Origin of the sequence: Methanobrevibacter arboriphilus JCM 13429 = DSM 1125 (genome assembly GCF_002072215.1) — an archaeon.
GTDB classification, from domain to species: Archaea; Methanobacteriota; Methanobacteria; order Methanobacteriales; family Methanobacteriaceae; genus Methanobinarius; species Methanobinarius arboriphilicus.
Genome location: NZ_JXMW01000014.1, coordinates 1 through 16,720, shown reverse-complemented (window position 1 = coordinate 16,720; position 16,720 = coordinate 1). Strand labels below are relative to the sequence as shown.

At 25.9% G+C, this 16,720-nt stretch carries 10 protein-coding genes; all 10 read right to left on the bottom strand.

Annotated features, from left to right (window positions below; genetic code table 11):
* Nucleotides 1-86: 86 nt before the first annotated feature.
* Entirely contained in the window at nt 87-1,883 is a 1,797-nt protein-coding gene (gene ade / locus MBBAR_RS07180; RefSeq protein WP_080460624.1) for an adenine deaminase, read from the bottom strand.
* Between the two features lie 197 nt (nt 1,884-2,080).
* Nucleotides 2,081-3,307, bottom strand: coding sequence for an ornithine cyclodeaminase (locus tag MBBAR_RS07175; protein ID WP_080460623.1), 1,227 nt, complete (start codon nt 3,305-3,307; stop codon nt 2,081-2,083).
* Between the two features lie 199 nt (nt 3,308-3,506).
* Nucleotides 3,507-4,736 carry a peptide chain release factor aRF-1 gene (gene prf1, locus MBBAR_RS07170; protein ID WP_080460622.1) on the bottom strand — a complete coding sequence of 410 codons (1,230 nt, stop codon included), beginning with the start codon at nt 4,734-4,736 and terminating at the stop codon, nt 3,507-3,509.
* Nucleotides 4,737-5,446: 710 nt separating this feature from the next.
* Nucleotides 5,447-6,064 (bottom strand): orotate phosphoribosyltransferase-like protein, encoded by a 618-nt coding sequence (locus tag MBBAR_RS07165; RefSeq protein WP_080460621.1) that lies wholly within the window; start codon nt 6,062-6,064, stop codon nt 5,447-5,449.
* Between the two features lie 469 nt (nt 6,065-6,533).
* Nucleotides 6,534-7,493: a Gfo/Idh/MocA family protein gene (locus tag MBBAR_RS07160; RefSeq protein ID WP_080460620.1), complete on the bottom strand. Its 960-nt coding sequence runs from the start codon at nt 7,491-7,493 to the stop codon at nt 6,534-6,536.
* A gap of 568 nt (nt 7,494-8,061) precedes the next feature.
* Nucleotides 8,062-8,931 carry a hydroxymethylbilane synthase gene (gene hemC / locus MBBAR_RS07155; RefSeq protein ID WP_080460619.1) on the bottom strand — a complete coding sequence of 290 codons (870 nt, stop codon included), beginning with the start codon at nt 8,929-8,931 and terminating at the stop codon, nt 8,062-8,064.
* Between the two features lie 254 nt (nt 8,932-9,185).
* Nucleotides 9,186-11,396, bottom strand: a complete 2,211-nt coding sequence (locus tag MBBAR_RS07150) for a heavy metal translocating P-type ATPase (protein WP_080460618.1) — start codon at nt 11,394-11,396, stop codon at nt 9,186-9,188.
* 308 nt (nt 11,397-11,704) lie between these two features.
* Entirely contained in the window at nt 11,705-13,594 is a 1,890-nt protein-coding gene (gene cfbE / locus MBBAR_RS07145; RefSeq protein WP_080460617.1) for a coenzyme F430 synthase, read from the bottom strand.
* 169 nt (nt 13,595-13,763) lie between these two features.
* On the bottom strand, nt 13,764-15,737 hold the full coding sequence (locus MBBAR_RS07140) for a bifunctional NADP phosphatase/NAD kinase (protein WP_080460616.1): 1,974 nt from the start codon (nt 15,735-15,737) through the stop codon (nt 13,764-13,766).
* Between the two features lie 326 nt (nt 15,738-16,063).
* Nucleotides 16,064-16,528: a pyruvoyl-dependent arginine decarboxylase gene (locus MBBAR_RS07135; protein ID WP_080460615.1), complete on the bottom strand. Its 465-nt coding sequence runs from the start codon at nt 16,526-16,528 to the stop codon at nt 16,064-16,066.
* Nucleotides 16,529-16,720: the final 192 nt, after the last annotated feature.

Below are 16,720 nucleotides of genomic sequence, written 5' to 3'. Positions count from 1 at the left end.
TTATTTATAACAAATTAATTTAGAAATATTAATCTAATATACAAATATAAAAATAAAACCAATAAAATAAAAACCAGTTTAATCTTTTAATTATTAGTCAAATCAACAAAAGAAAATTCATCCACATCAAATAAGCCTTTATCACTTAATCTTAAGCTAGGAATAACCAAAAGAGATACAAAAGATAATGTCATAAAAGGAGATTCTAGTGTACAGCCTAAATTTTTAATTGTTTCATTAATTTCATTAAGCTCTTTTGAAACAGATCCAATGTCTTCATCACTCATAAGACCAGCTATTGGAAGTTTTAATATTTTTTCAACATCATCATAAACAATAGCTAAACCTCCTTTATTTTTAGAAATTAAATTTACAGCCTTTGCCATATATTTAGATTCTGTTCCTAAAACAACAATATTATGAGAATCATGAGCAACGCTTGAAGCTATAGCCCCATTTTTCAGATTAAATCCTTTAATAAATGCATTCGATAGATTATTATTCCCATATCTTTCAACAACAGCTAATTTTAGAATATCTTCTTCAATATTTCCTTTAATAATTCCTTTTTCAACTTTGAGGTCTTTATCAATTTTTTTAGTGATAATTTCACCATCAATAACCTCAATTACTTTTGTGTTAATATAGAAGATAGAATTATTAGAATTAAGCTTTACATTAACATTAAAATCATTAGGATTCTTCTCACTTAATACAAAAGTATTTTTGAAAGATGGGTTTTGAGATTTTATAAAAGAAACTCCCTCTTCAGCTACAATTTCTCCATTAATAATTGTTTTTTTAATATTGAAATCATCAAAATTATTGATTAAACAAAAATTAGCTTTTCTTCCAACTTCAATTGCGCCTGAATTAAGATTATAATGTTTAGCAGGATTAATTGTCACCATTTTAATAGCTTCTATAGGATCAATTCCAAAAGAAATTGCTTTTTTTATAAGAACATTTAAATGTCCTTCTTTTAAGTCATTTGGCTCCTTATCATCAGTAACTAAAAAATCAAAGATTGGGTTTTTCAAAATTTCCCCAAAATCATCAACTGAAACTGCTCCAAAAAAATCTTGATTTGAACAAAGACCAATTCTATCTTTTATATTAAAAAGAGCTTCCATATTTTTAGCAGAGGAACCTTCTCTTACCATAATTTTCATACCAAGTTTCTTTTTCTCAATAGCTTCATCAAAACTTATAGATTCATGATCAGTCTGGGGACCCATAATTAGATTTTTATTATCAAAATCATCATCTAAATAAACATTAACATATTTCTCTAAATCAGCTCCAGACAATAAAGGAGCATGACCATCAACAGGTTTATTATACTTTTTGGCAACCTTCAATTTATCAATAACATTTTTATCATTATTAATAACTCCAACAAAGTTCATAACTTCCCCTAAAGATACAACCCCCTCCATTTTTAAAAGTTCTTCAATAGCTAAACTATCTAAACAAGCCCCATTAGTTTCAAAGCTAGTAGCTGGAACACAAGAAGGAGCTGAAAAATAAAAATCAAAAGGAACTTTAGATGCATCATCAATCATAAATTCAACACCTTCAATTCCAGAAACATTAGCTATTTCATGAGGATCAGCTATAACCGAAGTAGTTCCAAAAGGAACAACTGCTTTTGCAAAATTAGATGGTGTTAAAAGAGAACTTTCAATATGAATATGAGCATCAATGAAACCTGGAACTAAAATTCCATCAAAATCAAGTTTTACATCATCATTTTCAATATTAGAAATAGGATCAACACTAACAATATAGCCATCTTCTATAGATATTTCACTAGTATAAATTTCATTTGTGAAAACATCTAAAATGTTTGCTTTTATTGAATTAAATCTTTTAGGATTCATAATATCAAAGATGAGAAATAATAATTATTCAAAAATAAAAATATTAATAATAATAAATTTAATTAATAATACTTATTTAAAATGATTATAATTGTTCAAAATTATGATGATAATTATTCAAAATTGTCATAATAGTTATAATATGAAAAAATCTTTAAAAATGCTTTAATAATATAAAGAAATATAGATAGAGATCATTATTTTTCTAATTCATTATATAAAGTTGGTAAAAAAGCACCGATATCAGTTACAACACTTAAAACTTGAGCACTTCCCCTATCAGCTAATTTTGTAACGGTTGCAGGGTTAATATCAACACAGACACTTTTTACTCTTGAAGGCAGAATATTTCCAGTGGCAATAGAATGTAACATAGTAGCTATCATAATAACCATATCAACATCCTTTGAATATTCCCTCATCATCTCTTGAGCTTCAAGTACATCTGTTATAACATCTGGAAGTGGACCATCATCACGTATAGATCCTGCTAAAACAAATGGAACATTATTTTTAATACATTCATACATTATTCCATTTTTTAAAGTTCCATCAACAACAGCTTCTTTAATAGATCCAGAACCATTGATAGTATTAATAGCCCTCATATGATGAGTATGACCACGACTAACGACTTCCCCTGTTTTTACACATACTCCCAGAGATGTTCCATAAAGAGCGTTTTCAATATCATGAGTAGCTAATGCGTTTCCTGCAAAAACAACATCAATATATCCTTCTTTAATCATTTTAGCCATTAAATCAGCAGATCCCGTATGAACAATAGCTGGGCCTCCAACTATAGCTATTTTTCCACCTCTTGATTTAATTTCTTTAATCTCTGAAGCTATATTTTCAATAATACTCATCAAAGGCTTTTCTGAAGAAACTTCACTATTCATAAATTCAAAAACACCTTGTTTACCTCTTGGACGTTCGGGAGGAGTTACACGTATCCCTTCTCTTCCTACAACAATTAAATCTCCTTTTTTTATCCTTCCAATTGGTTTACAATAAGCTTTAGTATTATTGTTTTCATCAATGTCAATAACAATCATACAGTCCATTTCAATATTTTCAACAAGTAACCAGTTCCCATTATGTAAAATATGAGTAACATGATTGGTGGTTGAATAAAAATTATCTGGAGCAACTTTATCATTAGGAGAAGCAACTAATTCAACTTCTTCTATTGCTGAAATTGTAGCTCCTATTTCACTAAGTTCATCTAATATTTGATTTAAAAGAGAGGGAGAATCTGCTGAAACTATAATTTTAGCTCTACTTACATCAGACTTTCTTTTTCCAACATTTAAATCGATTATTTTAAAATCTCCTCCTTGATCCATAATAATATCAAGGGTTTTTGGAAGAATTAAAGAATCTATAATATGTCCAAACAGTTCTATTTCTCTTTGATTCATGCATAAATCTCCTTATTGAATTATATAATCGAATAATCATAGTATGATTAATCATTAGTTAATAAACTTAGTTTTAATAAACTAAATCTAGAATATTCATGAATATATCTCATCCATATCCTACACATATCCAGTATATCCTATATTTATATTCTACAAATATTATTTATATTCTACATATACTATTTATATTATATATTTATGTCCTATATCTTAAAATAGCTCCTATTCCACCAAATGCTTTGAATAACTGCATTCCTTCTTCTGTTTCGGTTGAAATTATTTCAACATCAGAGCCTAACTCTTCAGCCATTTCTACAAAATCATCAACAAGATCTTTAACTTCAGAAACCTTCATTTTTTCATTACATTTTTCACATACAAGTTCTTCATCAGTTTTAGGGTCTTTGTAAGTTATCTGAACTTTGTTTCCACAATTTAAACATTCCATAGTTGACCTTGTTTTAATAAGATCTTCAGAAAGGATTAATGTATCAACAGCTCCCATTTGAAGATTTTTTCTCACATCATCTTCACCATAAGAAGCTAAACCACGTTCATCAATCAATTCTTTAAGAAATTTCTGAACAAGCTGTTTTTCTTGCATAACATCCATTTCTTCTAGAATATCCATAGATTTATCAATAACTTCCCTTATCCCAAATTCACCAGTATAAGAAGTATCAATAGTAGCTATAACTTTATTTTTAAGTTCATATTGAAGGTAATCCCCTTTAAGAAACTCTTCTTTTGTATGACCAGGACCTCCTAAAATAATTCCTTTAAGGTCTTCAATACCCAAAAACGCATCATTCATATGATCCCCAATACGTTTTTTAAATTCGTGTGCAGCTAAATCAATCAAACGATCAAATCTTCTTTGAGATTGACCTCCTGCTTTATGTTTCCCCGGAACACCACTAGTTAAATGTTTTAAGATATCAACCCTTTTTCCTTTAAGAGTAGCTATAGTAGCTTCTTTTCTATCAATGACAGCTAAACCATAAACTTCTTTAACATCCATCATATGTTTTAATGGTTCTAAAAAGAATTCTGAGTCACAGTGATAAGTATAAGTTTGAATAGGTTCTGGAGGTTCAAAAATAAAAGTTTCCATCTTCTCGGTACCTGGGCCTCCCTTAGGTATCATTCCAACAAAGAGAACTAAACCTTTTTCAGGAGGTTTAGGGAATAATCTAAGTCTTTGAACAATGACTTCAATAGCAGACTGAACATTTTTCTTTGTTTGTTTACTTTTGATGTTAGCACTTTGACTTAATTCTTCACGCATATGTTTAGTAACATCACTAATTTGACGATCTGGAGGTATATAAACTGATACTAACTCAGTACCTCTCCCTTTTTTTTCTGATAATTCTTTAAGAGTTCTTTTAAATTCATATAATTCTTTTGAAGATACTTCTGACAATATATTCACTCCATAATAAAAAGTACAATAATACTATGATTAAAATGATATTATAATCGTGATTATAACTATTTATGATTATAGCTATTAAAATCATAAAAGGATGTAATGATTAGAAAAAGATTCATTTTTCATAACTTTTTCATAACTTTAAAAAATACATTTAAAAAAATATTTTTATAATTTATTTTTATAATTTATTTTTATAAATCATTTTTATATTTTTATAGATTATTTTTATAAATTATTTTGAATAATATTATAATATTAATAAAATCATTAGTATTATAAGATTTTATTAGTATTATAGATTTAATAATAAATTTATACTTTTATTAGATTTGTAAAAACTCCAATATATAATTTAATATTATAATTTAAAAATTTTTAAAAATATTATTAAAATTTTAAAAATATCATTAGAATCATAGAATATTATATATTATAGAATATTATTATAATAAAATATTATTATATTTTAAAAATTATATATTTTAAAACAAATTATTATATTTTAAAATATTATCAATATTATTTTATTTTCAATAATTAATAAAAAAATTAATAATAAAAAATTAAAAGTTAAAAAAATAAAGACTAAAAACTAAAAAAATAAAAAAATAAAAAAATAAAAAAAAATCAGAGATATAAAATAAATTAATATTATATAAAATTAATCTGTTTTTAAAAAATAAATTGTTTTTAAACAATCAACCTAATCTATTAACTTTTATTAAAGATTCTACAGGAACTCCTTCAATTTCTGAAATTCCAACTTTATCAATTAATACAGTTACAGCTATAGGTTCTGCTCCTTGAGCAATCAATGCATTGATAACTTCTTTTACAGTCCTACCACTAGTTATAACATCATCGACAATTATAACTTTTTTACCTTTAACTTGAGCAAAATTTTGACTAATTGCTCCTTCTTGATCCTTATCTTTATCTTTTCTATGTTTTATAGGGTGAAATACAGATAAAGAAGTTTCAAAACCTTCTTCTATCTCTAAAAAATCAGCCATCATTGTTGCAAAAGGTATTCCACTTATAGCTATACCTACAATAATATCTGCCTGACCATAGTTTAAAGTCATGTCACTTAATGCTGCAGAAACATACCTAAGCCTACGTGAACTTCCACCTAAACTATTCCAATTAATAGCAAAGTCAATAGGAGTATCCTCTGGTTTTTCTTTTTCATTAAGTTTTTGCATGGATAACCATCGAGCTGTGTCCATTGAAACATTTAGCTCATCAGCTATTTCTCCAACCGTAAAACCACGCCTTCTAAGTTCATGAGATTTTTTTACTAAATCTTGTTTCATTTTTACACCAATTGAAAATAGTTCTAAATTAAATAAGTAAACCATAATACTTAAAAATAAAGTTAATTTAAGTAATATAACTAATTTAATTATTTTGTTATTTCGTTTATAATATATTTAATTAATTTAATACATTAAATAATTTAGCATATATTAGCATATATTAGATAATTTAGTATAATAATTAAATTAATTAATATAATTAAATGTAATTAAAATTAATGTTAATTAAAATATTATTATAAATAATTAATATTATAATAATTAAAATATACAAAAATAAAATTAAAAATAATAATTCAATATGATATTAATAATTTAATATAGGAATTAATAATAATGTAATATGGAAATTAATAATAATTTATTGAATTAATAATAATCTAATATTTAATTGATTATCAAGTGGTTAATTTAAGTAGTTAATCTCCTAGGGAGAAAACCTAATTATCAAATAGTTATAGATCAACTAATCATTAAGTTCATCTAATTTAATAGGTAATTGTTCTTTTGAAGACATGTTTGCAGCTAAAACCATTTTAAGAGCATTTAAACCATCTTCACCAGTAATCTCCATATCTTTATTATTCATAATTGAATTTAAGAAAGAGGTTATTTCATATTTTAATGGTTCTTCCCTTTGAATATCTACCTTTTGTGCAAATTTTCCAGCTACATCTACACTTTGATCCATATAATCAATGGATATTATCCCATCAGTTCCTGTAATCTCTAATGCACGTCTTTTATAAGGAGTTAACCAATTAACTTCTAAAATACCAGTAATTCCATTAGCAAATTTTGTCATAATTTCAGCATGATCTTCATATTCACATTTTTCAAGAATACTACCCATAGTTGCATAAACTTGAGTTACATCATCATCAAATAAGTAATACATAACATCTAAATCATGAATAGCAAGATCAATAGCTACACCAACATCTTTAATCCTTGGAGGAAATGGACCAACTCTCTTAGCAGATGCAGAAACCACATCACCAATAATATCCATTTCAATAAGTTCTTTTGCTTTTTGAACTGCAGGGTTGAATCTTTCAACATGCCCAGTACTTAGTTTAACACCTTTTTCTTTAGCAGCTTCTATCATCCCTTCAGCTTCATTTAATGTAAATGCAATAGGTTTTTCTACTAAAACATGCTTTCCATGATCTATTGCAGCCATTACAACATTATAATGGTGAGTAGTAGGGACACAAACACTTACAGCTTCAATTTCGGGATTTTTTAATAAATCTATATAATCATTATAACCTTTAGTATCATATTTTTTACATACTTTAGACAAAGTAGATTCACTTACATCAGAAACCCCAATAAGATTTGCATTTTCCAACCTATAATAAACACGAGCATGGTTATAACCCATTGCTCCAACCCCAATAACTCCGACATTAACACTATTCACAACTAGTCCTCCCTATTGAAAATAATATAATTATTAACCTGAATTTTTTCATGAAAATGATATTTTTCATGCTAAATTATAGTATATAACAATTTTAACAATTTTTACAAAAACTAAAACATTTAAATTAATCCTTTTAAATTAAACATTTTTAGTCAATATTTTACAATATTTGTTTTCTAATTTACCAATATTTCTTTACTGATATTTATTTACCAATATTTTTAGTAGACATTTATAAAATATTAGCAAATATTTGTAAATCATACCACTAATAAACTAATAAACTATAAATATTGAAAATTATTATATATAACTAATAAAAAACCATTATAATAAATAATACATTGATATATACAAATAATAGGATAAATTAAAGTATAACAAACGTATAATTAATAACAGCAATAAAATAACAATATTAAATCCAAAATTAATAAAAAAATAGAAATTAATATAAGAAATATTAATTTATATTAAAATAATATTAATTTCTAGACCATACTGTATTTATAATAATTTAAATATTATAATTATAACTTATACTTGATGACATATAAACTTAATCTTAAATAAATTCTTTCATATCATTAGCAAGCTTTTTACCTAAATCCTCAGCTTCACCAATAGGAGATTTAAGCTTAGCTTTATGAAGTATTTCTCCTTTTTGAGTCAATAATATAGAATAAAGACTTAATTCATTTCCATTTACTCTAGCTATTGATCCTAAAGGCCATTGACATCCAATACCTAATTCTTTAAGAACGGTTTTTTCTGCTAAAACTTCTTGTTCTGATTCATGATGATTCAATTTTCGTATAGTGTTTTTAGCCAGAGAATCTTTCCTAGTTATTATGGCTAAAGCACCTTGACCAGCAGGAGGAGTTAAATAATCAAGAGAAAATCTATTTTTAATACATTTTGTAAGACCTAATCTATTTAAACCAGCTTCTGCCATTATAGTAGCATCAACTTCACCATCTAAAACTTTTTCAACACGAGTTCCAATGTTTCCCCTAATAGGTTTCAATTCAAGCCCTTTTTCATACATATTACAAAAAGCTTCTCTCCTTAAACTACTAGTCCCTAAAGTTGAACCCTTTTTAAGATCCTCCCAAGAATAATTTGAGACTAAAACCTCATTTGGAGACTCTCTTATTGGAACTGCAGCTATTTCAAGATCTTCATTAAGTTCAGTTGGAACATCTTTTAAACTATGAACTGCAAAATCTACTTCTTCCTCTAAAACAGCCCTATCTAACTCTTTTGTAAAAAGTCCTTTAGAATCCATATTATAGAGTTGAGAAGTGGTTATTTTATCACCAGTAGTCTTTATGATTTTAGTTTCAACCTCATTATTTGTCAAATCAAACAAACGATTTCTAATATAATTTGTCTGTGTTAAAGCAAGTTCACTACCTCTAGTTCCAACAATCAATAAATCATCCCCAATTCAAAAAAGAATTGTAATTAAAATAAATAATAATCCGATAAACACAAATAAAAAAAATTTATAAATAATAAAAACTTCATTTTTAAACTTATAAAAATAAAAAATTTTTATAAATAATAAAAACTTCGTCTTTAGCTTTATAAAATCAGATATTTTATAAATAATATATTTTTATGTTGATATAAATTTTTTCATTAAAATAATAATTAACTGAAATAATAATTTTTTAATAAATATCCTCAAATGTCCTTCAATAACATTGCATTAATAGCAACTAAAATTGTACTTAAAGACATTAATACAGCTCCAATAAGTGGATTAAGCATAAAACCAAAAGGAGCTAAAATTCCTGCAGCCAATGGTAATGCAATTACATTGTATCCAGCACCCCAAACAAGATTTTCATTCATCTTTCTTGTTGTTTTACCTCCTAAATCTAAAAATTTAATAATATCCAAAGGATTACTTTTTACCAATATAACATCAGCAGAATCAATAGCTACATCAGTTCCTGAACCTATAGCCACTCCAATATCTGCTGCTACCAAACTTGGTGCATCATTTACACCATCACCAATCATCATTACAGTAAATCCAGATTTCTGATACTTTTTAACTATCTTTTCTTTATCTTCTGGAAGAAGCTTCCCAAAAACATTTTGAATTTCTAATTTTTTAGCAACTAAATTTGCAGTTTCTTCATTATCCCCTGTAAGCATAACAGGTATAATATTACGTTTTTTAAGAGAATCAATCATTATTTTAGATTCTGATTTAATTTCATCACCTTGAGAAATAAAACCCAAAAGATCATTATTCTTATTTAAAAGATAGCTAATAGAATTACCACTTTCTGCAAGCTTTTTAAATTTTGATTTATCATAAGATATACTTTTTTTATCTAAATAGGTTACAGATACTATTTTAAATTCTTCACCACTAATCTCACCAGTTAAGCCAATTCCAGTTTTTTGATAAGTATTATGTGCTCTTTCATAATTTAATTCTTTTTCTTTTGCTTTAGATAATATGCCTATAGCTAATGGATGATTAGATCCATCTTCTAATCCAGCAGCTATTTCCAAAATAGTTTCATCAGCAATATCATCTTTTAAACTTCCATAATTAGTTACTTTAAAGTTCCCTTCAGTCAATGTACCTGTTTTATCCATCAAAGCATATTTTAACTTTTTAACTTGTTCAAACGAAGTCCTATTTCTAAATAAAAGTCCATTGTTAGCTCCAATAGAAGTACTCCTAGCTACTACAAGAGGTATAGCTAATCCTAATGCATGTGGACAAGCGATAACAAGAACAGTGACAGCTACAGAAAATGCAACACTAATGTTTTCTACAAAATACCAAGAAGTAAAAGAAATTATCCCTAAGATAATAGCTACATAAAATAATGTTCTTGCAATAATATCTGCCATTGTTTCTCTTTTTGATTGTTCTTTTTGAGCTTCAGAAACCAATTTTTGTACTTGAGCTAGATAACTTGTTTCCCCAGTACCGGTTATTTTAATTTGTACATTTCCTTCTCCATTAACCGAACCTCCAATAACTTTACTATTAACATCTTTCGTTATTTGTTTAGACTCACCAGTTACCATAGACTCATTAATACTTGTATTACCCCTAATAACAATTCCATCTGCAGGAATCTTCTCTCCAGCCCTCGCTTCAACTACATCATTTTCTTTTAATTTATCGACATCAACATCGATAATTTTCCCATTTTCAAGTTTATGAGCCTTTTTAGGAAGCAATTTAGCTAATTTATTAAGTGCAGAACCTGCACTCATTATTGAATTCATCTCTATTATATGTCCAAGTAACATTATATCTATTAAAGTAGCTAATTCCCAGAAAAAATCATGAACCATAGGATGCACATGAAATATATTATTTGCGAAAACAGAATAAAGACTATAAAAATAAGCTACTGTAATTCCCATAAATATTAAAGTCATCATTGCAGGTTTTTTATTTCTTAGTTCTTCCTTTGAACCAGTGAAAAAAGGTTGACCTCCATAAAAATATATTATAGACCCTACAACCAAAACAAGCCAATATGAACCTGGAAAGCTAATTTGAAAAGGCATTTCCATTCCCATCATTGGAGATAATAATATGGTTGGAATTGTTAAAATTAAAGAAACCCAAAACTTTTTCTTAAGGTCTTCCATATCCATCATACCCATTCCAGCATGATCCATATGTTCATGACCCATATCACCACTATCACCATGATCCATATGCTCATGATCCATATCACCACTATCACCATGATCCATATGCTCATGATCCATATTATCCATATCACCATGGTTCATATGCTCATGATTCATATGTTCATGGTTTTCATCCATATTCTTATGATGCATATTTTCATGATCCATATTCTCTTTGGACATAGTGTTTCTATTATGGTTGTCTTTCTCATCCATAAAAATACCTCATTTAAGAACCTATTTAAGAATTATTTTTTAATTTAAGGAAAAATTATCAGCTTATCTATCATTATTATAAAATGGCTAATTTTAATTTATTACTCTATTATATGTATTTAGAATTTAATATATTTTTCATAATTTTTAAATAATAAATAATAAGTAACTAAGGAATAGATGAGATATTATGAAATACAATTATATAAAAATAAATAAAAAATAAAAGTATCATAATGAGGGCATTATAATAAGAGTATTAAATAAAAGTATTATAATAAGAGTATTATAACAAAAAAATTAAAAAATTATCTTTTGTTTATTTGAGAATAATTAGAACGATAAATAAAAAGAATATTCTTATTATTAGATATAACTTTTTTTTGAGCTTCAATAGGATTTTTAATAACTTCAACATTATTCGACATCTTTTTTTCTATTTCAATCCCTAAATCATCAGTTAATATTAAATCAAACCAGCTATCTGTATCTTTACATATTTCAGCTTCATTCATCTCATCTTTATTCATTTTAGATTGAGTTATTTTAGATTCATCCCTTTTATCTTTATTCATTTCAATTTTACTTATTTCATTTTTATTCATGATCTTTGATTTATCTAAAAAATTATCTAGGAGAGTAGCTACACTATTTTCATCAATTTCTTCACAAGTAACACCATATTTGCCTCCTAAAATAATAGTATAATCACTTAAATCACTAATCATTTTGATAGAGCTTTCAATAGCTTTTGTGTTAATTCCAGGATTAATTTCCTCAATAATAATAGATCCATTTTCTTTTTTTAGTGAAGTTCTTCCTTTAATACCATTAAAATTAGCTAAACCATTTTTAATATCATTCGTACTAAGACCTAATGATAAAGAAACAGTAACAGCACATAAAACGTTTGAAACATGGTGTTTTCCTGGAGCAAAAGTATCGATAGACAATGATCCTGAGATATTCTCACCAGAAACAGTCTTTATATTTTTATAAGATATCTCAATAAAAGTATTATTTAATCCATAATCAACAGTATCAACATTTACATTAGAAGAATCATTGTATAAACTGAAAGTATTAGATTTAGATAGAACATTTTTAAATTTATAATCATTTCCATCATGTTCAAATCCAATGTAATAATCATCTAATGTTTCTTTTTCAATAACAACTATATCACAATCAAAAACTTGTTTTTTTGCATTTCTTGCATTTGAAGTATTTTTAGCTATAGGATAATTTTCTACAAGGTTAGTTAATACACCAACATCACCTAATCCAGTAACTCCCAATGAACTTTCAAAAATACAAGCACCATATCCCATATCATTGCAAAAATCAGTGCTTAAATTATTAGTTTTAGTTAAATCATCAATTTTTACACAATCAGAATTATCAACTGTTTTAGCCATGTTTATGGTTTCTAATATGCTTGCAGGAGTTATACTAATGTTCTTTTTTAAAGTTATTTTTTTACCATTTTTATAAAAACAAGACCCAAGACTGCTTAAAAAAAGAGGATTCTTGTTAAGTAAAATCTCTTTAAGCATAGCTACAACACTAGTTTTACCTTTAACACCAGTAACTTCAACAACAGGAATATTTTTAGTAGCTATATCTCTTTTCCACTCATTTAAAATTAATTCAACTGCTTTATGATGAGTTATCTCATTTACAGAAATACCAACAGAATCATTATAATTATGATTATAATTATCATGAATATTATGAATATCAATATTATTAATACTATTATTGAGATTATTATTAACACTACTATTAATATTATTAATATTACTTTTAATATTATTTTTTATATTATTGTTAATAATATTGTTGATATTATTATTGATATTATTGTTAATATTATTATTGATATCATTAGTATTGTTATTAATAGTATTATTCTTAAAATTATTAATATCAGGAACTTTAAAAGGAGAATGAATAGGATTAACTATTAATATATCAGTATTATTTGAATTACTAATGTTTAAACTATTAAAGTAATCAATAATATCATTTTGATTATTTATAATATTTATATTATGAAACTCAAGCAAATTCGTCTCTTCCTCTTTTAAAGTATTGTAAATATCATAAGCAGTAATATTATTAAATAGTCCTAATTTTTTAATACCAATTGCAATTTTAACTCCACCATGAGTTAAATCAATAATCAATACATCCATGTTTAACAAAACCAAAAATAATCTATAAAAATATACAATAACATAACCAATTAAACTATAATCAATTAAACATAGCTAATTAAAACACAGCTAATTAAACACAGCTAATTAAACACAGCTAATTAAACATAGCTAATTAAAACACAGCTAATTAATCCAACTATTGAAACTAAAAACAAACTCTATCTGAACCTGACCCACCTTCAGTTAACTTTTCTTTAACTTTTTGATAAAAGTATTTATCAGTTGTTCTAATAAAACAAACATCATTTTCAGATCTTACAAATCTTAATTCTTCAGAATCGTCAATTTCTTGGCTAACTTGACCATCCATAACAAGAACAGCTTTTTTACCTTTTTTAAGAAGCTTAACTTTGATTTCGCTTTTATCAGAAACAACGAATGGCCTTAAACCTAATTTATATGGACATATTGGAATTATAATAAAAGCCCCAACTTTTGGATCTACAATAGGGCCTCCTGCAGACATAGAATAAGCAGTTGAACCACTAGGAGTAGATAATATAAGTCCATCGGCCCTAAATTCCTCTACAATCTCACCATCCACTCTAACTTCAAAATTCAACATTTTTGCTGGTTTTTCAGTCATTATCACAACTTCGTTTAATGCTGTAAAAAGTTCTTTTCCATGAGAAACTTTCAGTTGAGTTCTTTTTTCCTTAAAATATTCACCTTTAAGAATAGTATCAATCTTTTTAAAAGAATTTTCAATATCTAATTCTGTTAAAAATCCAACAGTCCCTAGATTAATCCCCAAAATAGGAATTTCACTATTACTTAGCTTGGTTTGACCTCTTAAAAGAGTTCCATCACCACCAAGTGTTATTACCATGTCAACATCAAATTCTTTAATATTTGTTGCATACCTATAATAATCATCTTTAAAAGTTAAACCATGCAATTCATTAGCTATACCTTCACTATATTTAGAAATTTTAGCTATATTCTCATCAAGAGTAGATTCATCCATATTGAGCTCGGATAATTTTTTAGCTAGTGAATTTTCAATTGATATATCTATATTATGACTATCTAAAAATTGTATAAGTTTAGCTGAGAATAAAACAGCTTCAATCTTATCTAATCGACTTACAATTCCAACTCTTTTAATATCAAATGATTTATTATTGTTTATAGTGTTTATTATCTTTTTATGTAGTTTAGAATTGCTTGAACCAATGACAATAGCTTTTTCAGAGATACTTAATCTCTTTTTTAATTTATTTCCATTTTCATCAGTGATAACCGCACCAGATTCGCTAGCTATCAGCATCGAAGCAGCAATATCTATTATCCTACTTCCTCTCATATCAATAAACACATCATATTTACCATTAGCTATATAAGCTAATTCTAGAACAACAGAACCTAAAATTCTCATTCTTCTTACTTTTTTTATTAGATTAAAAACTCCATAGCTATTGTTTTTAACAAAAGCCCCTATGGATAAATTATTGATATTAGTTTCAGAATTAGGGGTCATCTTTTTATTGTTTAGCCAAGCCCCTTTTCCTTTAACTGCATGATAATAATCTCCACTAGCAAAATTTTTAATAAAACCTAGCTCAATATCATCGAGAGAAACATATTCCTTATTAACCAGAGCAACAGCTATAGAGATTCCATAAGCAGATATATTTTTTATAGCATTACTTGTTCCATCAAGTGGATCAACAAGAAATATAAATCTAGGATTATCTAAATCAAAGTTATTTAAACTTGATTCATTTAAATCTGAATTAATTAAACATGATTTATTTAAATCTAAGTTATTTAAACTTGATTCATTTAAATCTGAATTAATTAAGCCTGATTTATTTTTAGAATTATAAACTCTTTTTAATTCATCAGATACATTAATATTCTTTACACTACCATCACCAATTTTTAATTCCCCTATTTCTTCACTGATCAAAATAGAAGTAAAATTAGTGTTTTTTAATACTTTTATAACCTCTTTTTCAGCAATTAAATCAATAAAAGAAGTAGGTGTTCCATCAGCACCCATTTTAACAAATTCACCAGATTTATTATTTCCAACATGCTCCTTAATCTTTTTTTCAACATTTTCAATTATCTTATTGGAAATATTTTCACATAAATCAATGTCTTTTTTATTCATTTTATTGCACCATAAATCCTTTTTAAAAGAAATTCTTCTTAAAATCCTTTTAAAAATGTTTTAATTAATAATTATTCTTTATAATACTTAATATTATTTATAATAATGTTATTTATAATATTAAATGTTATTTACAGTACTAATTCTTATTTATAATAATAAATTGTTAGTTATTTAAATATTAACTATTATTTACAATGATAAATTTATTATTTGTATGGATAAATTTATTATTTATATTAATATATTTATTATTTGTATTAATATTAATTTTTATTTATAATAATTATTATTTATATAAAATATTAAATATAAATCCATTGATTTTAATTATTATCAATAATTTCATCGTTTAAATAAACAACTGAAGCAACAACAGTACCTAATTCCTCAACAGTATGATTAATTTCTTCTATAATTAATTCATTGATTGTTTCATTACGAATATCCATCATATAAGTAACCATTTCTTTAGCTTCTTTAATAATCTCTTCAGGAGATTTATTAATCCCTGAATTTTCAACAACACAACCAAGATTATCTCCAATAGCTATAGCTATAGCAGAAGAAATTAAATCTCCTTTTTTATCTGAGCTTATTGTAGCTAATACACAATTAACCATAGCTCCTGCTTTTAATTTTGGAAGTAAACATACTTTAGTTTCTTTTTCTAACATACTAGAAACTTTAATTAAATTAACATCACCTATACCTGCTTCAATTAACGCATTATCAAATGAATTGAGTTTAGTTGGACCTTCTGCCTTTCCAGATACAATAGCAACCTTCATTTTATCACATAGTAAGCTTTAATAAATTATTATATTTAATATTATTCTATTAAACAGTATTCCATTAATAATATTCCATTAAATAGTATTCCATTAAATAATATTATATCAAGTATTATTTTACTTAAAATAACATTAAAATAAAATAATATTAGTAAATAATAATTATTAAAATAATTATTAATACTTTTA